Origin of the sequence: Flavobacterium saliperosum, from assembly GCF_900100625.1 — a bacterium.
In the GTDB taxonomy this organism is placed as follows: Bacteria; Bacteroidota; Bacteroidia; order Flavobacteriales; family Flavobacteriaceae; genus Flavobacterium; species Flavobacterium saliperosum.
Genome location: NZ_FMTY01000002.1, coordinates 100,580 through 123,818, shown reverse-complemented (window position 1 = coordinate 123,818; position 23,239 = coordinate 100,580). Strand labels below are relative to the sequence as shown.

The 23,239-nt window shown below is 37.9% G+C and carries 23 protein-coding genes; 3 read left to right on the top strand and 20 right to left on the bottom strand.

Going from position 1 to position 23,239, the window contains the following annotated elements; translation table 11 throughout:
- Window positions 1-57: 57 nt before the first annotated feature.
- The 10 genes from BLQ05_RS04000 to BLQ05_RS03955 form a co-directional block, all read right to left on the bottom strand.
- On the bottom strand, window positions 58-3,180 hold the full coding sequence (locus BLQ05_RS04000; RefSeq protein ID WP_023576412.1) for a T9SS-dependent choice-of-anchor J family protein: 3,123 nt from the start codon (window positions 3,178-3,180) through the stop codon (window positions 58-60).
- A gap of 123 nt (window positions 3,181-3,303) precedes the next feature.
- The gene (fabV, locus tag BLQ05_RS03995) at window positions 3,304-4,494 is read right to left on the bottom strand and encodes an enoyl-ACP reductase FabV (RefSeq protein ID WP_035654492.1); all 1,191 of its coding nucleotides are present in this window, start codon (window positions 4,492-4,494) and stop codon (window positions 3,304-3,306) included.
- A 76-nt stretch (window positions 4,495-4,570) separates the two neighbouring features.
- Window positions 4,571-6,223: a DNA repair protein RecN gene (gene recN, locus BLQ05_RS03990; protein ID WP_023576410.1), complete on the bottom strand. Its 1,653-nt coding sequence runs from the start codon at window positions 6,221-6,223 to the stop codon at window positions 4,571-4,573.
- A gap of 37 nt (window positions 6,224-6,260) precedes the next feature.
- A complete protein-coding gene (porD, locus tag BLQ05_RS03985) occupies window positions 6,261-7,148 on the bottom strand; it encodes a type IX secretion system protein PorD (protein ID WP_035654491.1) in 888 nt (295 codons plus the stop codon).
- On the bottom strand, window positions 7,141-8,349 hold the full coding sequence (gene coaBC, locus BLQ05_RS03980) for a bifunctional phosphopantothenoylcysteine decarboxylase/phosphopantothenate--cysteine ligase CoaBC (RefSeq protein ID WP_023576409.1): 1,209 nt from the start codon (window positions 8,347-8,349) through the stop codon (window positions 7,141-7,143). Before coaBC ends, porD begins: the two co-directional genes overlap by 8 nt.
- Window positions 8,350-8,353: 4 nt before the next feature.
- Complete coding sequence (locus BLQ05_RS03975; RefSeq protein ID WP_023571803.1) at window positions 8,354-8,674, bottom strand: DNA-directed RNA polymerase subunit omega; 321 nt, start codon at window positions 8,672-8,674, stop codon at window positions 8,354-8,356.
- A 6-nt stretch (window positions 8,675-8,680) separates the two neighbouring features.
- A complete protein-coding gene (locus tag BLQ05_RS03970) occupies window positions 8,681-9,475 on the bottom strand; it encodes an outer membrane protein assembly factor BamD (protein WP_023576408.1) in 795 nt (264 codons plus the stop codon).
- A gap of 162 nt (window positions 9,476-9,637) precedes the next feature.
- On the bottom strand, window positions 9,638-10,150 hold the full coding sequence (locus BLQ05_RS03965; RefSeq protein ID WP_023576407.1) for a ferritin: 513 nt from the start codon (window positions 10,148-10,150) through the stop codon (window positions 9,638-9,640).
- A gap of 25 nt (window positions 10,151-10,175) precedes the next feature.
- Window positions 10,176-11,057 (bottom strand): 4-hydroxy-tetrahydrodipicolinate synthase, encoded by an 882-nt coding sequence (dapA, locus tag BLQ05_RS03960; RefSeq protein WP_023576406.1) that lies wholly within the window; start codon window positions 11,055-11,057, stop codon window positions 10,176-10,178.
- Window position 11,058: 1 nt separating this feature from the next.
- Window positions 11,059-11,577 (bottom strand): DUF6913 domain-containing protein, encoded by a 519-nt coding sequence (locus BLQ05_RS03955; protein ID WP_023576405.1) that lies wholly within the window; start codon window positions 11,575-11,577, stop codon window positions 11,059-11,061.
- Window positions 11,578-11,625: 48 nt separating this feature from the next.
- Here BLQ05_RS03955 and BLQ05_RS03950 point away from each other — a divergent pair, with 48 nt between their 5' ends.
- Both BLQ05_RS03950 and BLQ05_RS03945 read left to right on the top strand, forming a co-directional pair.
- Window positions 11,626-12,408 carry a 5'-nucleotidase C-terminal domain-containing protein gene (locus BLQ05_RS03950; RefSeq protein WP_023576404.1) on the top strand — a complete coding sequence of 261 codons (783 nt, stop codon included), beginning with the start codon at window positions 11,626-11,628 and terminating at the stop codon, window positions 12,406-12,408.
- 1 nt (window position 12,409) lies between these two features.
- Window positions 12,410-13,339 (top strand): bifunctional metallophosphatase/5'-nucleotidase, encoded by a 930-nt coding sequence (locus tag BLQ05_RS03945; protein WP_023576403.1) that lies wholly within the window; start codon window positions 12,410-12,412, stop codon window positions 13,337-13,339.
- Here the strand turns inward: BLQ05_RS03945 and BLQ05_RS03940 are convergent.
- From BLQ05_RS03940 to rpsF, 9 genes are all read right to left on the bottom strand, one after another.
- Complete coding sequence (locus BLQ05_RS03940; RefSeq protein WP_023576402.1) at window positions 13,329-14,030, bottom strand: lysoplasmalogenase family protein; 702 nt, start codon at window positions 14,028-14,030, stop codon at window positions 13,329-13,331. The genes BLQ05_RS03945 and BLQ05_RS03940 overlap by 11 nt on opposite strands.
- Window positions 14,031-14,046: 16 nt before the next feature.
- On the bottom strand, window positions 14,047-14,745 hold the full coding sequence (locus BLQ05_RS03935) for a lysoplasmalogenase family protein (protein WP_023576401.1): 699 nt from the start codon (window positions 14,743-14,745) through the stop codon (window positions 14,047-14,049).
- Window positions 14,735-15,418, bottom strand: a complete 684-nt coding sequence (locus tag BLQ05_RS03930; RefSeq protein WP_035654488.1) for a lysoplasmalogenase family protein — start codon at window positions 15,416-15,418, stop codon at window positions 14,735-14,737. Before BLQ05_RS03930 ends, BLQ05_RS03935 begins: the two co-directional genes overlap by 11 nt.
- Window positions 15,415-16,116: a hypothetical protein gene (locus tag BLQ05_RS03925; protein ID WP_035654486.1), complete on the bottom strand. Its 702-nt coding sequence runs from the start codon at window positions 16,114-16,116 to the stop codon at window positions 15,415-15,417. Before BLQ05_RS03925 ends, BLQ05_RS03930 begins: the two co-directional genes overlap by 4 nt.
- Complete coding sequence (gene ligA / locus BLQ05_RS03920; protein ID WP_023576400.1) at window positions 16,109-18,109, bottom strand: NAD-dependent DNA ligase LigA; 2,001 nt, start codon at window positions 18,107-18,109, stop codon at window positions 16,109-16,111. Before ligA ends, BLQ05_RS03925 begins: the two co-directional genes overlap by 8 nt.
- Before the next feature lie 79 nt (window positions 18,110-18,188).
- Complete coding sequence (locus BLQ05_RS03915) at window positions 18,189-18,662, bottom strand: DUF6495 family protein (RefSeq protein ID WP_023576399.1); 474 nt, start codon at window positions 18,660-18,662, stop codon at window positions 18,189-18,191.
- A gap of 90 nt (window positions 18,663-18,752) precedes the next feature.
- Window positions 18,753-19,196: a 50S ribosomal protein L9 gene (gene rplI, locus BLQ05_RS03910; RefSeq protein WP_023576398.1), complete on the bottom strand. Its 444-nt coding sequence runs from the start codon at window positions 19,194-19,196 to the stop codon at window positions 18,753-18,755.
- A gap of 66 nt (window positions 19,197-19,262) precedes the next feature.
- Window positions 19,263-19,559, bottom strand: coding sequence for a 30S ribosomal protein S18 (gene rpsR / locus BLQ05_RS03905; protein WP_007138295.1), 297 nt, complete (start codon window positions 19,557-19,559; stop codon window positions 19,263-19,265).
- 5 nt (window positions 19,560-19,564) lie between these two features.
- Window positions 19,565-19,906: a 30S ribosomal protein S6 gene (gene rpsF, locus BLQ05_RS03900; protein WP_035654485.1), complete on the bottom strand. Its 342-nt coding sequence runs from the start codon at window positions 19,904-19,906 to the stop codon at window positions 19,565-19,567.
- 169 nt (window positions 19,907-20,075) lie between these two features.
- Here rpsF and BLQ05_RS03895 point away from each other — a divergent pair, with 169 nt between their 5' ends.
- The gene (locus BLQ05_RS03895) at window positions 20,076-20,774 is read left to right on the top strand and encodes a LytR/AlgR family response regulator transcription factor (protein ID WP_035654484.1); all 699 of its coding nucleotides are present in this window, start codon (window positions 20,076-20,078) and stop codon (window positions 20,772-20,774) included.
- On the opposite strand, the gene priA is transcribed toward BLQ05_RS03895, so the two are convergent.
- Window positions 20,771-23,221 (bottom strand): replication restart helicase PriA, encoded by a 2,451-nt coding sequence (priA, locus tag BLQ05_RS03890; protein WP_023576394.1) that lies wholly within the window; start codon window positions 23,219-23,221, stop codon window positions 20,771-20,773. The two genes, BLQ05_RS03895 and priA, sit on opposite strands and share 4 nt — an antisense overlap.
- Window positions 23,222-23,239 lie beyond the last annotated feature (18 nt).

Genomic DNA, 23,239 nt, shown 5'->3' with positions numbered 1-23,239 from the left:
GAATTTTAACAAAAAAAGGTGGTCAATTGACCACCTTTTTGAATTATAATGAAAATATTATTGTTTTACAACCTTAATTGTTTTTGTTAAACCTTCTGAAGTAACTTTTACAATATAGTTCCCTGAAGTAAGATTTGACATATCAATTTGTCCTTGTGCAACATTTAAATTTTTAGTAATAACTTTTTGACCTAACATGTTATACACTTCCACTGAAGAAATCTCTGAGGAATAGGATAAGTTCAACACATCTTTAACAGGGTTAGGATACGCTTTGAATGAAGCTGAATCGAAAGAACCCGTACTTAACGATGCGTCATACGCTGAAATTCCGAAGTTTCCGACAGTGTCATTGTTATATTCGTAAGCTCTGATTAAAATTGTAGCACCAGGAGTTTGAGCGGTTAATGATAATCTTGAGAAACCTACTGCTGTTTCAGTTGCACCGTCATCATCACAACCAACTTGTACCGGAGTAGTACAATCACCTGTGTAAGCAGTGATAACAGTATCAATACCTGCACCGCCACCTACAGGAGTTCCTGTTTCAATAGTGATACTTCCACTGGCTGGTACAACAACGCTATACCAAACATCTCTTCCGCTAAATCCGAAACAAGTAGTTGGAGCAGTCTGACTTGAAGTAGTAGCTCCAGCGTTAGTTCCGTCAATTGGATTGTCACTATACACCCCGCCCGGAGTTAACGCGATTGCATTTGTACAATCATCATTTGCAGGAGGTGTTGCCAAAGTTGTAAATGAAACGGTAGACCATGTACTGTACGTTCCAGCGCCACAATCTGTTCTCACATGGAAATAATAAGTAGTTGAAGGCGTTAAAGAGGAAGCATTGTATACTTCTCCTGCTAAATCGGTACCTGCTCCTGCTGGATCTAACGGGTTATTGTCTAGCACATACTGATAATTTCCTGTAGTTGCAGTCCAAGTTAAAGCAGCTGAAGAATCAGTTACTGAATTCGCAGCTAATCCTAATGGTGGTGCACATGCCGGAGTTAGATCGATAGAAATATCATCTAAAGAAATATACCAAGGTGTGCCGTTCATGAATCCTTTAATTCCTACATAATAAACTCCGGTAGCAGCTGGAGTAAATGAACCAATAATTTGCTGGTAATCGCCATTAATAATACCTGTAGCCGGTACAATTACGTTAGTCATTCCCGCAGCTGATGCTGAAGTTCCGTAACTAATAGCCATGTTTGAATTTGCAGCAGTTGCTCCATCCTGACGAGCATATAAAGAAACCGTATAGCTGGTACCAGATGTTAAATCAATAGGAATAAACAACCAATCTTCATTAGAATATTGCAAGAAAGCATTCCATGCTCCTGTTCTAGGTGTTCTATTGTATGTTGTTAATGTATTGTTTGCTGTCCAAGTTGCCGCTCCCGTTACAGAAGCTTGTGACAAACATCCGGCAACAGTAACGTTATGAGTATACCCAGCTTCGAAACCTTCAAAATAAGGAATGGAATATGGAACACATGGTGTAGTAAAACTGAAAGGCCCTACCCACAAACTTGCTCCTGAACCACCACAATCAGCCTGAACATAATATTGATAAGCTGTATTTGGCGTCAATCCGTTTAAAACATGTGGATTTGCCACCCCGTTCACAACTGTTCCTGTACCTTGAGTAAATCCGGTTGCACCGTATTCGATATTCCAAGTATTCTCAGAACCACCGGCTGTCCAAAACAAATTCGCAGAATCAGATGTAATTGTATTTGCGCCTAATGCGTAAGGCTCAGGACATGCCGGAGTTAATCGAACTTCAAAATCATCAATAAAGAAATCGATATTAGCACTACCGTTATCCACACCTTCAATACCTCTGAAAGCGAATCTTACATTCTGACCTGCATAAGCACTTAAGTCAAATGTATTGGATGTTCCCGAGAAAGACGGCACATTCGTATCATTGTAAGTATGCAAAACTGTCCAGTTAGCTGTTCCTGTTGAAACCAAAAGCTCAACAGAATCATCTGATTCCCATGCTGGCGATGGAGCTCCTGTCCCACCATTTTGTGTGGCAGCAACGGAATATCTTAATTCATAACCTGTTGCAGGAATACTAAAAAGTGGCGATATGATCCAATCATTATCAGTAGCACCATCAATTTGAATTTTCATTGCTCCGGTAGTACCGCTGTTTAAAAACCCGTCAGCCGCCCATGAACTAGTACCAAATGTCGCAGGTCCTAACGTAGTATCACCGTTATCCGCTTCAATCCAACATGTAGGGACATAAGTCGCAAAGTTTTCAATTGAAGGTACGGCATTTACATCACATGTTGTAAAAGAAGACTCTGTACAACCTGAGGCTTCACCATTATCATTGTATGGTATAACCGTTACGTAATATGTTGTTGCAGGATTTAATGTACCCAAATCGTAAGATAAAACATTACCTACATCCTGATTGTTCAATACATCTGTAGCACCGGAGGATGTTCCTACATTAACCAAATAACCTAATGGAGAACCTGAGGCGCCAGCCCATGAAACAACACTTCCAAAAACATTAACCGCTCCGTTTGCAGGAGTCGTTAAAGCAGTACAAACAGGCGGGTTTGTTGGCACAATGCCTCCCAATATAATGTTTGCAATAGTACTTGTTCTTGTACCTGTAGGAGGTGTAACCGGATCAGGGTTGGTAGTATCATTTCTGTAGTAAATACCCCTGTTTGTGGCGGCAAAACCTTTGAAATTAACCGAACAGGTATAATCAGCAGTATTTTCGTCTACAGCCACCACTAGATTATCCGATCCGTTATAATTGAATGGAGTATCCAGTGTAATGGTCATCCATCCTGGAGCTCCGGGATAAGTAACCGTACCCGTATAAGCCTGAGTTAAGTTTGCATACGGTTCCCAATCTGTAGTGGAAGAAAAGATAGTTTTTGTGGTATGGCCAAGATAAATTGTCCACCCCGTACTGTTAGCAGCCGGTCCTCCCGACTCATAATAAAAACTTAGTTCCGTAATATTACCACTGGTATTTATTTCGGAAGCTAAATACAGCTGTTGGGTATAAGAATATCCCCAACAAGAAGATACAGGAACCGTTGTAATATTGGTTGTTCCTGAACCTACCTGCACTTGCGCATTCGCTAAAAATGAGAAGAGCGCAAAGAAAAGTAAAGTAATTTTTTTCATGTTGCTTTTTTTGAATTAAAGTATAAATTTAATAACAAAAAACATAACCTTAACATAAAATAGACATAAAACACAAAACTCACGACAAAGCGTGAGTTTTATAACATTTAATACGGTTTTTACTTACATAATACTATGTACCTGAACCATTTCGTCTGTATCTGCAAGATAATCCACCCCTTCAAATCCAAATCCGAACAGGTTTAAAAAGTCTTGTTTATATCCAGCAAGATCGCCAATTTCAACAAGTGACTCTGTAGTGGATTCTGTCCATAATTTTGCGATTTGTTCCTGAACATCAGCGCGCATTTCCCAATCGTCAATTCGGATTCTGCCTTTTTCATCTGTTGGAATTGCGGTACCGCTGTATAATCTTTCGCTGAATAATCTTTGTATCTGCTCAATACAACCTTCATGAATTCCTTTCTCTTTCATAATCTTATACAACAATGAAATATACAATGGAATAACTGGGATGGCTGAACTGGCTTGTGTTACCAAGGCTTTGTTTACCGAAACATATCCTTTTCCGTTAATATCCTTTAATTTGTCGGTGATTTCGAACGCTGTAGCTTCCAAATGGTCTTTGGCTCTACCGATAGTTCCTTTTCTGTATACGGCTTCTGTAACTTCAGGCCCAATATAAGAATAAGCAACAGTGGTCACGCCTTCTGCAAGAACACCGGCTTCTTTCATGGCATCCATCCACATTGACCAGTCTTCACCGCCCATTACCACAACAGTATTATCGATATCCTCCTGGTTAGCTGGTTCAATGGAAACCTGAGATACATTTCCGGTATGGAAATCAACGGTTTTATTGGTGAAAGTAGTTCCAATTGGTTTCAAAACCGAACGGTGTGTAACTCCCGTAGTAGGATGCACGCGAACCGGCGAAGCCAAACTGTAAATTATCAAATCAACCTGACCCAAATCGGCTTTAATCATAGCGATGGTTTGCTCTTTCACTTCATTGGAAAACGCATCACCATTGATACTTTTAGCATACAACCCAGCTTTTTGGGCCTCCTGTTCGAAAGCGGCAGAATTGTACCAACCCGGAGAAGCGGTTTTACCTTCCATTGGCGGTTTTTCAAAAAACACACCTATTGTAGAAGCGTCGGAACCAAAAGCGCTTGTAATTCTCGAAGCCAAACCAAATCCGGTGGAAGCACCAATAACCAATACACGTTTTGGTCCGTTAATTTTACCTTTTGATTTTACATATTCTATTTGATTTTTTACGTTTTGTTCGCACCCTTTTGGATGAGCGGTCAAACAAATAAATCCTCGCATTCTAGGTTCTATAATCATGTCCTAATTTTTTATTTTTTCTATTTTCGGTTTGTTGTTTGCGTATACTAAAGCGTAACAAAAGTAAGTTAAAAAATCAATTTAACAAGGCTTTTGCATGATTTAGCGCCGAATCGGAAATGTCTTTACCGGAGAGCATTTCGGCAATTTCCACTATTCGTTCTTCGTCGGATAATAATTTCAATTCGGAGACGGTATTTTCACCCTGGATGGATTTGAATACTTTATAATGTTGCTGTCCTTTTGCTGCAATCTGGGGTAAATGGGTAATGGCAAACACCTGCATTTCCTTACTCATTCCTTTCATGATACCGCCCATTTTATGTGCAATTTCACCTGATACCCCGGTGTCGATTTCATCAAAGATTATGGTTGGTAATTTGGAATACTCCGCTAAAATGGCTTTTACTGCCAACATGATTCGGGACAATTCCCCTCCGGAAGCCACTTTCTTAAGCAAACCAAAATCGGTTCCCTTATTCGCTGAGAATAGCAAAACCACTTCGTCTTTACCAAGAACAGTATAGGTTTCCGTCGCTTTCATATCAAACTGAAAACGGGCATTGGGCATTCCGAGTTGTGCTAAAATAAAAGTAATCTTATCCGTTAAAACCGGTACCGCATTCTTTCTGTTACTGGAAATCGCTTCGGCTAACCGATCTAAATCACTACTAATTGTCAAAATTGTGTTTTCCAATTTGTGAATGGTGTTTTCCAAATCATCGGCCAAAACCACTTTGCTATCCAAATCGGTTTGAATTTCCAATAATTCTTCTACCGAATTGACCTGATGTTTTTTCTGTAACGAATAAATGGTTTGCAGTTTTTGGTTCACCAATTCCAACTGTTCCGGATCGTTAACCAGTTTCTCGGATTGATTGAAAAGTTCGGTTGCAATATCATCAAACTCAATCAGTACGCTGGAAACGCGTTCAGATAATTCATTGAATTCCGAAGACAATCCGGCAATTTTCTGCAATGACGCTTTAACCTCTTTTAAGTTTTGAATGATTCCGATTTGCTCTTCATTTGACAGAGCCAATGATTTGTCCAGGGCTTCTTTGATGAACTCCACATTATTAAGTTTCTCAAAAATGCTTTCGAGTTCCGATTGTTCTCCGGATTTTAAATTGGCAGCCAATAATTCCTCCTGCAAAAACGAATTGTAATCCTGTTCTTTGGTTAATGCTTCTTTTTCGGAAATCAGTTTTTTTAACTGACTTTTGGTTGATTTATATTCCGAAAGTTTATTTTTATACTCCAACAAAACTGCTGAATTTCCGGCAATCGCATCCAAAATCTGAATCTGATAAGCTTCTTCCGATAATTCCCTGGTTTGATGTTGCGAATGAATGTCGATTAAAAATTCACCCAATTCCTGCAATTCATTCAGATTTACCGGACTGTCATTTACAAAAGCACGTGATTTACCGGACGGGAGAATTTCTCTTCGGATGATGGTTACGTCTTCATAATCCAGATCACTTTCAGCGAAAAACGATTGTAAATTGTATTTGTCGATTTGAAACTGTGCTTCAATCACACATTTCTGTTCCTTATCTTTCAGTGAGGTCAAATCTGCTCTTTTCCCTAAGACCAAGCCTAAAGCGCCTAAAAGAATGGACTTCCCTGCTCCTGTCTCACCGGTAATAATAGACAACTGATTGGAAAAATTCATTTCCAACTGTTCTATCAAAGCGAAATTTTTAATGGATAATTGTATCAGCATAATTTGTGTCTTTGGAAGAATGGTCTAAAACACAAATTTAGAATTTTATGTTATTCCATTTTGCAGAATTTAATGGCGAAACCTTATTTAGTGTTTCCGATAATTCCACAACATTTACGTTGGGACCACCGGAAAAAATCGAAACAATTTCATCAGCTTTTGCGTCAAAAAAGATTCTGGTTATAAAAGCATTGGGGCGAACACTGTGAATTTTGGAAACGGTTTGAACTGCTTTCACAATATTCTCCTTAGCGATTTTGGTATTTTCCGCCATTTTATCCATTCCCAAATAGTGGTACTCGTATAAAGCTTCGCGGTAAGGCGTAAAAGTATTGGAAAGCAAATCGTTGATTAAGTAATAACGGTTTTGTTTTTTTTCGGTTTGTGTCCAACCGGCTGTACCACTTGACTGCGCCAAATTGGCAACATTGGCGGCGCCTTCGAGAAACTTGGTTCCTCCCTGATTGGAAAACGTATCGGCATCCAACCCAACTATAACATTGGCATAGAAAGCGATAACTGCTATTAAATTGGAATCGTAACTGTTTGGATTGTAAACAAAGTTTTCGAACTCCAGGTATCTGAAATTAAACTCCTTATCGTTAAAATTAAACACTGGTGAGGAATAAGTCGAATTATATACCGGCCTTGAAGACTGCACTTGTAGTGTACATTGAAATTCATTCGATTCATAGGACTGAATCGTGATAAACATACTGCAATCGATACGCTCGTTATTCGCAAAATTTCGGGTGGTCCATTTGGTATTGTTGACAAATTCACCAAGGGAACGCTCCAATGTTTTGAATATCTGAACATTGGCCGCTGTAATCTGATCGTAGCTGACTTTTACCGAACAATTTAATTCCTGGCTGAATCCAAAAGATGAAACGAATAAAAGTCCTGTTATAATCCAATTACGCATAATGTTCTACTATTTTATTAACGATATCCTGAGCTACTTCTTCTTTCGATTTAAGATTCATGGGTTCCATCGAAAAGTTCTTATCGATAAACGTTACTTTATTGGTAGACTTACCAAATCCGGCACCTTCATCGTTTAACGAATTAAGAACAATCAAATCTAAGTTTTTTTTCTGAATTTTTTGCTTGGCGTGCTCAATTTCATTCTCGGTTTCCAATGCAAAACCTATTAAAAACTGTTGCTTTTTTATTTCACCAAGCGAAGCAAGAATGTCTTTTGTTTTTTCCAGCTCAACGGATAACGTATCGTCTTTCTTTTTTATTTTCTGTGAGGCCACATTTTTAGGGCGGTAATCCGCTACGGCAGCTGCGGCTACGGCAACATCCATTTCATTAAAATAACGATGACAAACCTCATACATTTCCTGTGCTGAAGTCACCCTTTCTATTGTAACCAAAGAATGTTTCAATTGCAAATGCGTAGGTCCGGAAACCAAAATCACTTCGGCGCCCAAATCGGCAACCGCTTTGGCGATATCAAACCCCATTTTACCCGTGGAATGATTTCCGATAAAACGGACAGGATCAATCGCTTCATAAGTTGGTCCGGCAGTAACCAATATCTTTCTGCCCTTTAAAGGCAGTTTACTTTCCAAATCTTTTTCCAGAAAGGCGACGATATTTTCAGGTTCCGCCATTCGGCCTTCTCCTGAAAGTCCGCTTGCCAATTCACCGGTTTCTGCAGGAATGATAATATTTCCGAAGTCTCTCAGCGCTTTAAAACTGGCTAAAGTGGAACTGTGTTTGTACATGTCCAAGTCCATTGCCGGAGCAAAATAAACAGGACATTTCGCCGATAAATAAGTAGCAATTAAAAGATTGTCACAATTGCCGTTCACCATTTTGGAAAGCGTATTGGCAGTTGCGGGAGCGATGACCATTAAGTCGGCCCAAAGTGCAAAATCCACGTGGTTGTTCCATTCGGCGTTTTCTCCTTCTTCGCTTAAAAAAGTAGAATAAACCGGATTCTTGGAAAGTGTGGATAAGGTTAACGGAGTAACAAAATCTTTAGAAGCAGGTGTCATGATTACCTGAACCTGAGCACCTGCTTTTATAAGTAGTCTAACTAACGTTGCTGTTTTATATGCGGCAATTCCTCCGGAAACACCGAGTAATACTTTTTTACCGCTTAAAACAGACATAGTTTTATTGTTTATTTGAATCTCTGTAATAGATTTTACCTTCCAACCACTCTTGTACTGCTAAAGCATGTGGTTTAGGCAATTTTTCGTAAAACTTAGAAACTTCAATTTGTTCTTTGTTTTCGAAGATTTCTTCAAGACTATCATTGTAAGTAGCAAACTCCTCTAGCTTGTCAATCAATTCCTTTTTGATTTCAGAGTTGATTTGATTAGCTCTTCTTGCCATAATAGTAATCGCTTCATACACATTCCCCGTTGGCTCTTCGATTTTACTCTTATTGTAGGTAATTGTATTTACAGGAGCTGTAGTCTTCTTTAAATCCATAGGTAATTATTTAGAAAATTTTTGTAATTCGGTTTCGATATTTGCCAATTTTTCATCGGCTTCTTTTTTGTATTTGGTATCCGCTTTAAAACGCATTAATCCGGAATAAGCCGTTTTGGCAATATTTAAACGCTCCTCAACTTTTGAAGGAACACTGTTTAACGCTAGCTTGTATGCGGAATCAAATTTATAATATAAAGCATCCTCTTTGTATTTTGTTCCCGGATAATCAGAGATAAAATTATCTAAGGATTTCACTGCCGACTTGTAATCCGAAATAGTATTATACTGTTTCGCGATTTCAAATGCTTTTTTCTCTAATTTATCTCTTAACGCAGCAATAATCTTGTTTGCCTCATCGAAATTAGGCGAATTCGGATAGGTGTTAATATAATTCTGCAATTTATCAATCGCCTTATCGGTATCCGTCTGATCTAAAGAATACACGGGAGATAAAAAAGAATAACATTTTGCTCCTAAAAAAGAGGCCTCTTCCCTGTGCTCGCTTTTGGGATATGTCGCCGCAAACGATTCAAATTGATAGGCCGCCAAAACATATTGTTCTGTTTTATAATACGACTGTGAAAACATGTAAAACAACTTCTCTGCCTGAGGCTTTCCTCTGTTTGGGCCTGCAATCTGTTCAAACAATCGGATTGCCTTGGTATATTTTTCTTTTTCGTATTTCTGAGTTGCCACTTCATATTTAAAAGCCAAATCCTCTGATTTTAAAGCCTTTTGGTACGGACTGCATGAAACAAAGAGTACTGAAAAAAGTAAAAAATATAAAAATTTATTCATGTTTTTGTTTAAGTTATAATGCTTTTCACTCAGTTCCGGACTGATTTAAAAGCAACTGCAAAGTTAATTATTAATTATAGATTACAAAATCTTTTTTTTATGTCACAAAAAAGTAAAAGATGCCATAAAAAGACATCTTTCCTTAACTCGTTTAATTGCAATTTATTTTACGGCATTGGGCTGATTTCCCGAAAAGCTCTTCATATCATTATCAAACAGATACAAACCTCCCTTGTCATCCCCAATTAAATTAATTTTATCTAAAATTGTTCTGGCCGTCGCCTCTTCTTCAATTTGTTCCGAAACGTACCATTGTAAAAAGTTATGTGTCGCATAATCCTGTTCCTGCAATGTAATATGAACCAATTCGTTAATGCTTTGGGAAACCATCACTTCGTGCTCAAACAATTGTGTAAACAATGCTTTGAAAGAGGAGCAATCCAAAACAGGTTCAATCACATTCGGAATTTTCGCATCGCCGCCACGCTGATTGGCATATTTTACCAATTTAAGCATGTGCATACGCTCCTCATCCGATTGCTTGTACATGAAAGCAGAAATACCTTCAAAACCCTGAACCTCAGCCCAAGATGCCATTGCCAAATAAATTTGAGAAGAATCCGCTTCTACTTTAATCTGTTTATTAATTGCTTGCTGAATAGTGTTAGACAACATAACTTTTCGGTTTTTTAATGATTTGCTAATTTACAATTTTCTTTACAAAAGCATTCAGGCGATTTGCTAAATCTTCGTTAACATTTACCAACGGTAAACGAACCGTATTTTCAGACAATCCCAATGATTTGAAGACTTCTTTTATTCCGCCCGGATTTCCCTGTTCGAAAATCATATCAATACTGTCGGCCAATAAATAGTGTAATTTGTAAGCCTCATCCACTTTTCGCTGTAAGCCCAAACGCACCATTTCGGAGAATTCTTTTGGAAAACCTTCACCGATTACCGAGATTACCCCTGCTCCACCGGCCAAAACCATGGGAAGCGTAATCATGTCGTCGCCGGAAATCACAAGGAAATCTTTTGGTTTGTACTGAAGTAATTTCATGGCCTGAACGATATCACCGGCCGCTTCTTTTATAGCGATTACATTTTTGAAGTCATTCGCTAATCTTAAAACCGTAGACGGCAACATGTTACTTGCGGTTCTTCCGGGAACATTGTAAAGAATTACAGGTAGCGGAGAATTTTCGGCAACCATTTTAAAATGCTGGTAAATTCCTTCCTGAGTCGGTTTGTTATAATAAGGGGAAACCGAAAGGATTGCTGAAAAACCGGAAAAATCTCTTGTTTTCAATTCTTCTACCACTTTCATCGTGTTGTTTCCGCCCACACCCAAAACCAAAGGCAATCGTCCGTTATTCGCTTCTTTTACAGTAGCGATAACCAATTCTTTCTCCTCTGCCGTAAGTGTTGCGGATTCTGCCGTGGTTCCTAATACAACCAGGTACTCCACGCCACCGTCAATCACATAATTCACAATGCGTTTCAGTGCTTCCACATCAACGGAAAAATCTTTTTTAAAAGGTGTTACCAACGCCACTCCGGTTCCAATAAATGCCTGCATTTTATATTTTGTTTAAAATTTTTAAATATTTGAATAATTCGGATACAAATTCCTGATGCTTTTCGGCCACAGTTGTAATCATGAAACTGTTCAAGCGCTTGTCAATGGTGGAAAAGCCAACTTTAAATCTGGCTTTCGACTGTAAAGTAACCAAAGTCAACGGCGGCTTCTCAACATCGTAATAACTGATTAACATGTCAAACGGCTTTTCAATAAAGTCCTTCACTTCCGGCTTCTTAAAATCCGGGTTGAGAGTAATGTCTGCTCTGCTGAAAAAATGGTGTTGAAAAGTGTCTTTCTTTTTTATCTTATCCCTGTAAATCAAAACTTCGATATCCTTTTGCTGAATTCCGGCGGAAACGATTTCCGAAACCAATTCGCTTTCCTTTGAAAAATAACTTTCATCAATCAGCAGGCCTACCGTTTGTATCTTGTCTTCAATAATTGCCGGCTTATAATTTGACAAGGATTTTTTAACTAATTTTTTAATTAGAAAATCCTTTATTAGTTTTAAAAACATAGTAATTTTACTTGAAATACAAATTTAACGAAATAAGGCTTATTACGAATGGTAAAGTTAAGAAAGTATAACCGTTTTTTCATACAAATTATTGCAGCATTTTCGGTTTTTTTATTGGTTTCCTGTGTTGGAAACAAATATTACAATTCGAAAATTGAAGGAAAGCAGATCGGGATTACCGGGCAATCGGGCGAAGTAAAATCGATTGATGCTTTTGTGGCGCCTTACCGGGAACACATTAATAAAGACCTTGACAACATATTAGCCTATTCCCCGGAAACACTTGATAAAAGTAAGGGCGAATGGCAAACCTCCATCGGCAATCTAATGGCCGACATGACCGTGGAAATGGGAAATCCGGTATTCTTGTCCCGTGAAAAGAAAAACATCGACATCTGCATTTTGAATCATGGTGGCATCCGTTCCATTTTACCCAAAGGAAATGTGACTACCCGAACTGCTTTTGAAATCATGCCTTTTGAAAACAGTCTGATTGTGGTGGAACTGAAAGGAACCGAAATCCGGGAAATGGCTAATTATATTCTGAAAGAAAAAAAACCTCATCCGTTAAACGGTTTGCAGATAATCATCGATAAAAACACATTGACTGTAAAATCCTTATCCGTTAACGGAAAACCGTTGGAAGATTCTAAAAGTTATTACGTAGCCACCTCGGATTATTTATCCAACGGAGGCGACAATATGGTTTTCTTCCGAAAAGCCGTTGCGTCCTATGATATGAATTACAAACTTCGAAACCTGATGATTGATTACTTCAAAAAAGTAGATACCATCCCTGTAATTATAAACCAAAGAATAATTCTGGAATAAGATGAAAAGAAGAGATTTTTTAAAAAACACGGCAGCAAGTTCCGCTTTATTGACTTTGGGTGGGTTGTCATTAAGCAGTTTCGATAACCTGGAAGACACTACAGAAGTTAAGAAAATAACCATTCTCCATACTAACGACGTACACAGTCATATTGATCCGTTTCCGGCAGATCATCCCAAGAATCCAAACATGGGCGGAGTTGCCCGAAGAGCGGCTTTAGTGGAACAAATCAGAAAAGAGGAAAAAAACGTTTTACTTTTGGATGCCGGTGATATATTTCAGGGAACGCCTTATTTTAATTACTACGGCGGTGAATTGGAATTCAAATTGATGAGTATGTTGCAATACGATTTGGCTACGATGGGAAATCACGATTTCGACAACGGAATTGAAGGTTTTTACGCACAATTGCCGCATGCTGAATTCGATTTCGTTTCGGCAAACTACGACTTTAAAAACACTATCCTTGACGGGATTGTGAAACCTTATAAAATCATACGTAAAGACGGAATTAAAATCGGAATTTTTGGTCTAGGCGTAGAACTTCAGGGATTGGTGAGTCCGCAACTTTATAAAGAGACCGTTTACAATAATCCGGTGGAAGTAGCTCAGGAAATGACCCGAATCCTGAAACAGGAAAATAAATGTGATTTGGTTATCTGCCTTTCGCATTTAGGGTTTAAATATTCGAATGATCCGGAAAAAATATGCGATGTCAATTTGGCGAAAAAGACAAAAGATATCGATTTAATTATTGGCGGTCACACTCATACTTTTCTGGACAAACCAGTAATTGAGAAAAACAGTGACGGTAAAGAGGTACTTATTAATCAGGTGGGCTGTTATGGCATAAACTTAGGTCGGATTGATTTTTATTTTGACAAAAAAAACAAGGCTGCTTCAGGCAACGGAAGAAGTATTATGGTTTGATTTTTTCTGTTTGCGCCTGATTCATTGCTATCACAGCCATGTAAAGAATGTATTGTGCCGCAGAAAATATCACAATCGCTATGGGTCTGAATATTTGAACGGAAAGATAATAATGATCGATTGCGACGATAAATCGCATAAAAACAAACATAATGATACTGATTAAAATGTAGGTGTTAATCTTGCTTGGCGACATAATATAATTTGCCAGTGAGATTCCCCCCAATAAAATTACAAGGACACCATTAAGCACCACAAAATAAAAAGCATCTCCCAAGCTATTGTTCAGCAGCTCCAAAACAGTAATGAAGATTATTGCAAATGGAAAAGTTCCTATTAAAAAAGGGAGTGGCTTAGGACATTTACAGCATTTTAAAATCAAAATCAATACAAATAGTCTACTGATAAAAGTAGTTAAGATACCCAAAAGAAATATTTCTTTCTCTGTACTGATAAAACAAATGTTGGCTATCCACATAAAAAAAAGGGCGATCACAAAATACAGATTCATTCCTTTCCTATCCGTACTCACAAAATACAAAAAGAATAAAGTAGGCATTAAAAGTGGTTTCACAACGTAGAGAAAATCCGCATCCTTTAAATATTCCGCATAAATTAGAATCAAACTTAAAAACAGATAGAATAGTTTGAGAGGTCTTAAAAAAAATGCCTTTTCGATTTTAAAATCCATCTGTCTCTTTTTTGAATTAATTCTGAATTTTGTTTCTGTCAAAGTTCATTTTATCAAACGAAAGAAATGTTTTCAGCAAAAAAAACTGCGCAGTAACAAAGAGCAGCATAGCCATTGGTCTGAAAAGTTTCATGGAAACATAATACAAATCGATCGACACTAAAAACTGGATAAATGTAAACATCAAAACACTAATTAAAAGATACGTGTTGGGTTTGTTGGAGTCAATAAAATAATTTGCCAGAGAATATCCTCCCAAAAAAATCATGAGTGTGCCGTTCAGAAAAAACAAATAGACGCCCTGTTCGATGTTTTCATAAACCAATTGAAAAACACAACAATACACAAACGAAAAAGGGACAATCGCTATTAGAAAAGAAAAACGGTTTGGAAACGGCGTATTCACTAAAACAAGAAAGGTGATGAATATCCAAAACACCAAATAACTGGCCGCTCCCCTGAATATAAATTCCTGGGTTTGCGTGATAAATAAAATATTGGCAACCCAAACAAAAACCAGAGCAAGAACATACATCCAATTGATTTTCTTGGTCAAGGTAAGATACAACACCACCAATGCCGGAATTAAAAAAGGCTTGGTGAGACTTATTAATCGGATATCTTTTTCGTATTCTCCAAAAATCACAAACAGTGAAAGCATGATGTAGGCTATCCCCGAAAGTGTCGTTATATTTTTTCTGAATTCAGATTTCATTTTTCGAATCTTTAAGGAGATAATACTTCGTTAGGTAATAATATGAAACTATTTGTGTGAAATTATTCAGATAGTTTAATATTTCAATTTCTAAAAAATCTTTCTTAAGTATGTAAAAGACATCCGAAATCACAAATGACAAACTTGCAAAAATCATAAAAGTGGTATATCGGGATGGCTTTATGATATAATTCATGGATGCAATCGTTCCAATGGCTACCAAAATTATCCCGTAAAGCACCATCAGGCACATATTCTCCGTTTTAGCCTCTATTAAGACATCCATTATACTTATCAGTAAATAAATCAAAAAGAAAACACATAGCAACAGTGCAAACAAATGCGTTCTGTTGATACCGCCCAAACGAATGGCTACCAAATCATCGACAAGTCCTTTCAAAAAGAAAAGATATGCTATCAGGAAAACCGAAACGATTAACACAAAAAAATCGGGTAAATCAATCAGCACAGTCATATCGCCAATGAAAAACAGCATGATAATTACAACATAACTCCAATTGATTCTTCTCTTTTCCTGTAAATAGTAAAAGAAAATTGCCGGAACAATAATAGGTTTTGTAACCAACATAAGTTCACTGTTGTTTAACATGACAGCCAACATGAAAACAGTACAGGCTACAAAATATAATAATAACGCCGGTTTGTTTTTCATGAGTTTTCAAGAGTATTTTGGTGTGATCTGTATAAAAAATATTTTATGACAAAATAAAGCGAAAGAACCTGACAAAAAACATTAATGTTTACAAACACATTAAATTGAGCATAGTGATTATAAAGTACGTAAAACAAATCACTAATCACAAGGCTGAAAATGGTTAATAAAATGAAAAAGCTTGCCTCATCATTTTTTAAAATGTAATAGGTCACGGCTTCAATACCCAACAATACCAAAGTCACCCCGTAAACAATCAGCAAACCATAATTTGAATCGGTAGATCGGAATACAATCGACAAACCGAGATATAATAAACTTAACAAAAAGACAATAATCAAACAGATTATCAGAAAAGTATAACTTGAAATTTTAGGATTGTTTATTTTCAGTAAATCCTTGGTTAAATAAGACCCTAAGAACATGTAAGCGATGAGATTTAAGATCATTAAGGAAACCAACAGGTTTTCATATTCAATAAGAATCATCATATCGCCAATATAAAAAAGCAGCAAAACCAATGAAGGTATCAGGAGTATTTTCCCTTTACTTTCCTGCCAATAATAAAAAAAAATAGCCGGAGCAATCATCGGCTTAAACAAAAAAGTGATTACTGTATCTAATTCTAAAACAATAGACAGCACATACACCAATGATGCAGCAAAATATAAAATTAAAGCCGGGGTGCTTTTATCCATTTATCATCTCTATAAAATCATTTTCACTGATAATCGGAATATTCAACTGTTTCGCTTTTTCCAGTTTGGCGGGCCCCATATTGTCACCGGCAACCACAAAATGGGTTTTTGCCGAAATGGAACTGCCAACTTTTCCCCCATTATCTTCAATCGCTTTTTTCAAATCATCGCGGGAAAATTTTTCAAAAACACCGGAAACCACAAAAGTTTTCCCGGAAAGTGTATCAGAAACCGCTGTATCGTTTGAAGCGGAAACTTCAAGCTGAACTCCGTGTTGTTTTAATCTTTCAATGATAAGCCTATTTTCCTGATTATCAAAAAATTCAATGACACTTTGGGCGATTTTTTCACCTATTTCGTCGACTAAAATCAAATCCATCAACGAAGCGGAAGCAATAGCATCTATCGATTTATAGTGTTTCGCCAGTTTCTTTGCTACGGTTTCGCCCACATAACGGATACCTAACGCATACAAAACCCTTTCAAACGGAATTTCTTTTGACTTCTGAATCCCTTTTATCATGTTATCTGCCGATTTTTCCGCCATGCGTTCCAACGGAATAATCTGTTCTTTTTTCAGTTCATACAAATCGGCAAAATTGGTAACCAATCCGTTATTGAAAAGCAAAGCTACCGTTTCTCCTCCCAATCCTTCAATATCCATCGCTTTACGCGTAATAAAATGCTGAATTCTTCCGATAATCTGCGGCGGACAACCATAGAAATTCGGACAATAATGATTCGCTTCACCTTCTTTCCGTTCCAGTTCTGTCTGACATTCCGGACAATGCGTAATGTATTTTGTTGGTTCTGAATGCGACGGACGTTTGCTGAAATCAACCCCGATAATCTTCGGAATGATTTCGCCTCCTTTTTCCACAAAGACCTCATCGCCAATGCGAATGTCTAACTTTTCAATCTGATCGGCATTGTGTAACGAAGCTCTTTTTACCACCGTTCCTGCTAATTGTACCGGCATCAGATTGGCAACCGGAGTAATGGCTCCCGTTCTTCCCACCTGATAGGATATCGAATTCAGTTTGGTGGAAACCTGTTCGGCTTTAAATTTATAAGCAATGGCCCAACGCGGTGATTTAGCGGTATAACCTAATTCATCCTGCAGATGCAAATTATTAATTTTTACAACCACACCATCTGTTTCATAGGGCATTTCATGACGGTGCTTGTCCCAATAGTCGATAAAATCCAAAACCTCATTCATGTTTTTGGCCAAATGCGACTGTTTCGGAACTTTAAATCCCCATTGACGAGCTTTTTCCAAACCTTCAAAATGAGATGTAATGTGTAAATTGTTTCCGATAAGAGAATACAGCAAACAATCTAACGGACGTTTGGCCACTTCGGCGCTGTCCTGTAATTTCAAACTGCCGGAAGCGGTATTTCTAGGATTCGCATATGGTGTTTCTCCTATTTCAATCAGTTCCTGGTTCATTTTTTCAAAACCGGCAAAAGGCAAGATGATTTCGCCACGAATATCAAACTTCTCGGGAAAATCGCCTTTTAACTTAATCGGAACCGCTTTGATGGTTTTGATATTATTGGTCACATCATCCCCCTGAAACCCATCGCCCCTTGTTACGGCTCTTTTCAGTTTCCCGTTTTCATAGGAAATGCTGATGGAAGCGCCGTCGTATTTTAATTCGCAGGTATATTCCAACGGCACATCGCCTAAAATTTTCTGGGCCCGTCTTTCCCAATCCAGTAAATCTTCTTTGGAATAGGAATTGTCCAACGAGTACATTCTGTATTCGTGCTTAACCGTTTCAAAGTTCTTGGTTATGGTGCCTCCTACCCGCTGGGTTGGCGAGTTTTCATCGAAATACTCGGGATGTTGGGCTTCAAGATCCTGAAGTTCTTTGAGTTTTAAGTCAAATTCGTAATCGGAAATCGTGGGATTATCCAATACGTAATAATTATAATTGTGTAGATTGAGTTCGTCTCTTAGGGCTTGTATCTTTGGCAAAACATCCATAAAAAAGAAAAATTGGCTAGATTAGTTTGATGCAACTAATTTAACCAATTTTTAATAATATCCTTTTAAATCAATAAAACTATTGCTCTAAAATACCGCTCATTTGCTGGAATAAATCACCATCGGTAAAAATGGCGCCCTGCTGGATCAATTTGAATATTTCCATGTTTCTGTCATCCGCGAAAACCTTTTGACCGCGTTGCACTTCTACGTTATCGGTAAAGAGATTATCGCTAAGCCACTGCAAGCCCTCTTTGTGCAGTAAATCCACTTCGGTAACCAATGCGCGAATAATGATAGTCATCATGTGCACTTCGGTACAATGAAAAAGGAAAATGAAATTTTTCGAATAGTGTTCCAGGTATTTGGCATTTCCTAAAACACCTTCCCAGATCAAATCGGAAAAAATATCGATTTCCTGCTCGGCTGCCTCTGGGTTTTGCGCTTTAATAGTATCCCATTCGTTTTTATCAATAGACTGAGAAGCCAAAAAATTAATAAACTCCGGGTGCAGTTCTTCGAGCTGTTCTTTTGTAAGTCGTGTGTATTTCATGTCATTGTGAGGAACGAACCAATCTCATTCCAATTTAGTTAAAAAAAAAGCCTCCTCATACGAGAAGGCTTTTCTATAATGAATTAGAAATTAAGCTTGTTCAGCGATAATCTCGTATGCTAATTCAACGATTACATCACGGTGTAAACGCACTGAAGCAGTGTATTTACCGGTACGTTTAACGATACCTGAAGTGATGAATTTTTTGTCAATTGTTTGACCGTTTTTCTCTAAAATCTGAGCGATGTCAGCGTTTGTAACTGAACCGAATAATTTCTCACCACCCGCTTTAGCAGAGATTTTAATATCCAAAGCTTTTAAAGTTTCTCCTAATGCTTTTGCATCAGCAACGATTTTAGCTTCTTTGTGTGCTTTTTGTTTCAAGTTTTCAGCTAAAACTTTTTTAGCAGAAGGCGTTGCTAAAGTAGCAAAACCCTGAGGAATTAAGAAGTTACGACCGTAACCCGGTTTTACAGATACTACGTCATCTTTAAATCCTAAATTCTGAACGTCTTGTTTTAAAATAAGTTCCATGTTGTTGTCCTTATATTTGAGAAGTTAGGTTCCATCTGACCGGAAACCAACAACTGTAATTTTTAATTATTTTAATAAATCAGCCACATATGGCATTAAAGCTAAATGTCTTGCTCTTTTAACAGCTACAGACACTTTTCTTTGGTATTTCAATGAAGTTCCAGTTAAACGACGAGGAAGAATTTTCCCTTGCTCGTTAACGAATTTCAATAAGAAATCAGCATCTTTATAATCGATATATTTGATACCGGATTTTTTGAAACGACAATACTTTTTAGTTTTGTTAGTTTCTATGTTTAAAGGCGTTAGATATCTGATATCTCCGTCTTTTTTTCCTGAAGCGGATTGTTGTAAAGTTGCCATAATAATTATGCTTTAGCTGCTTTTAATTTTGCTCTTCTTCTTTCTGCCCAAGCTACCGCGTGTTTGTCTAAACTTACCGTTAAGAAACGCATAACTCTTTCGTCACGTCTGAATTCAGTTTCGAAAGCGATTAAAGCTTCTCCTGATACTTTGAATTCAAATAAATGGTAAAAACCACTTTTCTTGTGTTGGATTTCGTAAGCCATTTTTTTTAAGCCCCAATCCTCTTTGGATACCATCTCTGCTCCTTTAGAAGTAAGAAAATCTTCAAACTTGCTAACTGTTTCCTTTACCTGTTGCTCAGATAAAACGGGATTCAAGATGAAAACAGTTTCATAATGATTCATAATAAAAAATTTATTTGTTATAAAATTGGGTGCAAAAATAGTGATTTATATTTAACCTGCAATACCATTTTCGGTATTTTAGATGAAATGCAATATTTTCACATAAATCCTTTGGATATTAAAACTATTTAGTTATTTTTATTTCGATATTAACTCTCACCAGAAGCTTATGAAAATAAATTGTATAGTTGTAGATGATAGTAGCATCCAAAGATTGACCATTACTAAACTAGTAAATGATAACCCAAATCTGGAGCTCGTAGGCGAATTTTCTAATGCTGTGGAAGCAAAAAACTGTATCACGAACAAAAACGTTGATTTGGTTTTTCTGGACATTGAAATGCCCGTAATTAATGGTTTCGACCTTTTGGACGGCTTAAAAGTAAAACCGCAGGTAATTTTCATTACCTCTAAGGCGGAGTATGCTGTAAAGGCTTTTGACTATGCCGCAACAGACTACCTTCATAAACCCATTACCCGCGAACGATTCAACCAGGCTGTTAAAAAAGCCATAAGCATGATCTCGCTCAGTAAAGAAAACGGTGGTGAAGAAGAGAGTCCGCACATTTTTATCAAGAGTAACCTTAAAAAACTTAAAATTTACATTTCCCGAATCAAATGGATTGAAGCCTATGGCGATTACGTAAAAGTGATTACTGAAGAAGACAATCATTTGGTACTGTCGACAATGAAAGCTTTTGAAAACGAATTGCCAAAAGAAAAATTCATTCGTGTTCACAAATCATTTATCGTGAATATCGATAAAATCGAAAAATTCAACAGCAAATTCGCTGAAATCGGTCCGCACAAAATTCCGCTAAGCCGAAACAAAAAAGAAGATTTGGTAAAAGCGATTGAAAGCGCTTAATAATTATCGACGTTTATCGTAACCTTTATAGCCCTGTATTGGGCTACTGCCTCAAAACTATTCAGTACTCTCTGGATAGTTTTTTTGGTTTGACCCAAATGATTCTGATTCGGAATCTTGATTAAAATCGTTCGGATAAACTCATTACGAATCCGACTGATGGCAGGTTCTTCCGGACCTAAAACCGGAATTTGCAATTGCTGTACCAAAACGTTGTACATCCATAACGACCCTTCTTTCAACTTGTCAAAATCCCTGTGTTTTAACGTGAGTTTCACCAAACGGTAATATGGCGGATATTTGAAATTATGGCGTTCATACACCTGCTCGTTATACATTCCGTTATAATCGTTGTTCGTAACCTGTTGGATAATATTGTGGTACGGATTGTAGGTCTGAATCATCACTTTTCCGCGTTTTTCACTCCTGCCCGCTCGTCCCGAAACCTGCATGATCATCTGATAGGCGCGCTCGTGCGAACGAAAATCGGGTTGGTTTAACATGTTATCGGCATTCATGACTCCAACCAACGTTACATTATCAAAATGCAATCCTTTGGCGAGCATTTGCGTGCCCACCAAAACATCAATTTCCTGATTCTTGAAGGCGTCGATAATTTTTTCGTATCCGAATTTCCCTCTGGTGGTATCCTGATCCATTCTTCCGATGGTTTTCTCCGGAAAAAGCGCTTTCAGTTCGATTTCAATCTGCTCCGTACCGAAACCTTTCGTGGATAAATCTACCGACTGACAGGCGTGACAATGCGTAGGATTCGCAATCGAATGCCCGCAGTAATGACAACGCAACTGGTTTTTGAATTTGTAATACGTCAGACTCACATCGCAACTTGGGCATTGCGGCACGTGTCCGCACGTCATACATTCCACGAATGGCGAATACCCGCGGCGGTTCTGAAACAAAATTACCTGTTCGCCTTTGGATAAGGTTTCCGTTATTGCTTCGAGCAAATCGTCACTGAAATGCCCGTTCATCTTCTTTCGTTTGTACTTGTCTTTCAAATCGACCAGATAGATCTCCGGTAACACCACATTCCCGTAACGTTCGAAAAGTTCCACCAAACCGTATTTGTTCGCTTTTACGTTATGATACGTTTCCAGACTTGGCGTAGCCGAACCCAACAACACTTTTGCCTTATGCTGCGATGCCAAAACAATAGCGGCATCCCGGGCATGATAGCGCGGTGCCGGATCGAATTGTTTGAAGGTTTGCTCGTGTTCTTCGTCGATTACGATTAAACCTAAATTTGAAAACGGAAGAAATAAGGCCGAACGTGCACCGATGACAATCTTCGCTTTATCCGAATTTTGCAATACCTGATTCCACACTTCGATTCGTTCGTTATTGGAATACTTGGAATGGAAAACCGCCACCTGATTACCAAAATAAGCAGTTAATCGCGTAACTAATTGTGTAGTTAAAGCAATTTCAGGCAAAAGATACAAAACCTGTTCGCCTTTATGAATATACTCTTCAATGAGTTTGATATAGATTTCAGTTTTTCCCGAAGCCGTTACGCCATGTAATAAAGTAACCGATTGCTTTTCAAAACAAGTTTTAATTTCGTCGAAAGCAGTTTGTTGTGGCTGACTTAACTGAAAACCCGATTCGTCTTCTTTTTCGAAGGTGACACGGTCTTGAGCGATGTAATATTCTTCGAAAATTCCCTTATCAACTAATGATTTTACCACAGCCGAAGTACTTCCGGAAGTTTCCAGTAATTGCTTTACGGAAATAGGCTTCTTCTCTTTCGCATTCAGCTGAAAATAATGCAGCACCAGTTCGCGCTGTTTTTGGGCACGGGAAAGGACATTCATTAATTCCGACAACTGTTCCTGCTGCAGAAATTCCTCTTGCAAACGGATGTATCGGGTTAGTTTCGGTTTGTATTTTTCGGCGACTTCTTCCTGTAGCACCAATACGTTTTTAGACAGCATCGCATTTAAAATCGGAAATACGTTTTTCTTTCCGAGGATGGAAACAATATCTTCCACTTTTAACGACGATTGTTGCTGCAACGCCTGATAAATCAGAAATTCACTGTCCGAAAGCTCTTTTGCATCGATATCCAACTCCTTCTGAGCAGAGATAATCGTTTCGCTTTCGAGCAAAAAACCGGATGGTAAAGCGCTTTTAAACACTTCGCCTATCGAACACATGTAATAGTTGGCGATCCATTGCCAATGTTCGATCTGGAATTCGTTTACTACCGGCGACTCGTCTAAGATCTGATGGATTTCTTTCGCCTGATAGAGCGTTGGTGCATTCTGATGCAAATCGATTACCAAAGCCGTGTAGATTTTACTTTTTCCGAAAGGTACCGCCACACGCATTCCTTTTCGGATGTACTGAAACTCGGCTTCAGAAACCAGATAAGTGAATGTTTTGGGTAAGGCTAACGGTAAAACGACTTCTACGAAATGCGGCATAAATGACTTTTGAATTAC

Bases quoted from the DNA above. Each gene is read 5' to 3' on its own strand.
- BLQ05_RS04000 (WP_023576412.1), bottom strand. From the start codon at position 3,180: ATGAAAAAAATTACTTTACTTTTCTTTGCGCTCTTCTCATTTTTAGCG.
- rpsF (WP_035654485.1), bottom strand. From the start codon at position 19,906: ATGAATCATTATGAAACTGTTTTCATCTTGAATCCCGTTTTATCTGAG.
- coaBC (WP_023576409.1), bottom strand. From the start codon at position 8,349: ATGTCTGTTTTAAGCGGTAAAAAAGTATTACTCGGTGTTTCCGGAGGA.
- BLQ05_RS03945 (WP_023576403.1), top strand. From the start codon at position 12,410: ATGAAAAGAAGAGATTTTTTAAAAAACACGGCAGCAAGTTCCGCTTTA.
- priA (WP_023576394.1), bottom strand. From the start codon at position 23,221: ATGCCGCATTTCGTAGAAGTCGTTTTACCGTTAGCCTTACCCAAAACA.
- rpsR (WP_007138295.1), bottom strand. From the start codon at position 19,559: ATGGCAACTTTACAACAATCCGCTTCAGGAAAAAAAGACGGAGATATC.
- ligA (WP_023576400.1), bottom strand. From the start codon at position 18,109: ATGGATGTTTTGCCAAAGATACAAGCCCTAAGAGACGAACTCAATCTA.
- BLQ05_RS03975 (WP_023571803.1), bottom strand. From the start codon at position 8,674: ATGGATTTAAAGAAGACTACAGCTCCTGTAAATACAATTACCTACAAT.
- BLQ05_RS03965 (WP_023576407.1), bottom strand. From the start codon at position 10,150: ATGTTGTCTAACACTATTCAGCAAGCAATTAATAAACAGATTAAAGTA.
- BLQ05_RS03935 (WP_023576401.1), bottom strand. From the start codon at position 14,745: ATGAAATCTGAATTCAGAAAAAATATAACGACACTTTCGGGGATAGCC.
- BLQ05_RS03950 (WP_023576404.1), top strand. From the start codon at position 11,626: ATGGTAAAGTTAAGAAAGTATAACCGTTTTTTCATACAAATTATTGCA.
- recN (WP_023576410.1), bottom strand. From the start codon at position 6,223: ATGCTGATACAATTATCCATTAAAAATTTCGCTTTGATAGAACAGTTG.
- BLQ05_RS03925 (WP_035654486.1), bottom strand. From the start codon at position 16,116: ATGGATAAAAGCACCCCGGCTTTAATTTTATATTTTGCTGCATCATTG.
- BLQ05_RS03895 (WP_035654484.1), top strand. From the start codon at position 20,076: ATGAAAATAAATTGTATAGTTGTAGATGATAGTAGCATCCAAAGATTG.
- BLQ05_RS03930 (WP_035654488.1), bottom strand. From the start codon at position 15,418: ATGAAAAACAAACCGGCGTTATTATTATATTTTGTAGCCTGTACTGTT.
- BLQ05_RS03970 (WP_023576408.1), bottom strand. From the start codon at position 9,475: ATGAATAAATTTTTATATTTTTTACTTTTTTCAGTACTCTTTGTTTCA.
- fabV (WP_035654492.1), bottom strand. From the start codon at position 4,494: ATGATTATAGAACCTAGAATGCGAGGATTTATTTGTTTGACCGCTCAT.
- rplI (WP_023576398.1), bottom strand. From the start codon at position 19,196: ATGGAACTTATTTTAAAACAAGACGTTCAGAATTTAGGATTTAAAGAT.
- BLQ05_RS03955 (WP_023576405.1), bottom strand. From the start codon at position 11,577: ATGTTTTTAAAACTAATAAAGGATTTTCTAATTAAAAAATTAGTTAAA.
- BLQ05_RS03940 (WP_023576402.1), bottom strand. From the start codon at position 14,030: ATGGATTTTAAAATCGAAAAGGCATTTTTTTTAAGACCTCTCAAACTA.
- dapA (WP_023576406.1), bottom strand. From the start codon at position 11,057: ATGCAGGCATTTATTGGAACCGGAGTGGCGTTGGTAACACCTTTTAAA.
- porD (WP_035654491.1), bottom strand. From the start codon at position 7,148: ATGCGTAATTGGATTATAACAGGACTTTTATTCGTTTCATCTTTTGGA.
- BLQ05_RS03915 (WP_023576399.1), bottom strand. From the start codon at position 18,662: ATGAAATACACACGACTTACAAAAGAACAGCTCGAAGAACTGCACCCG.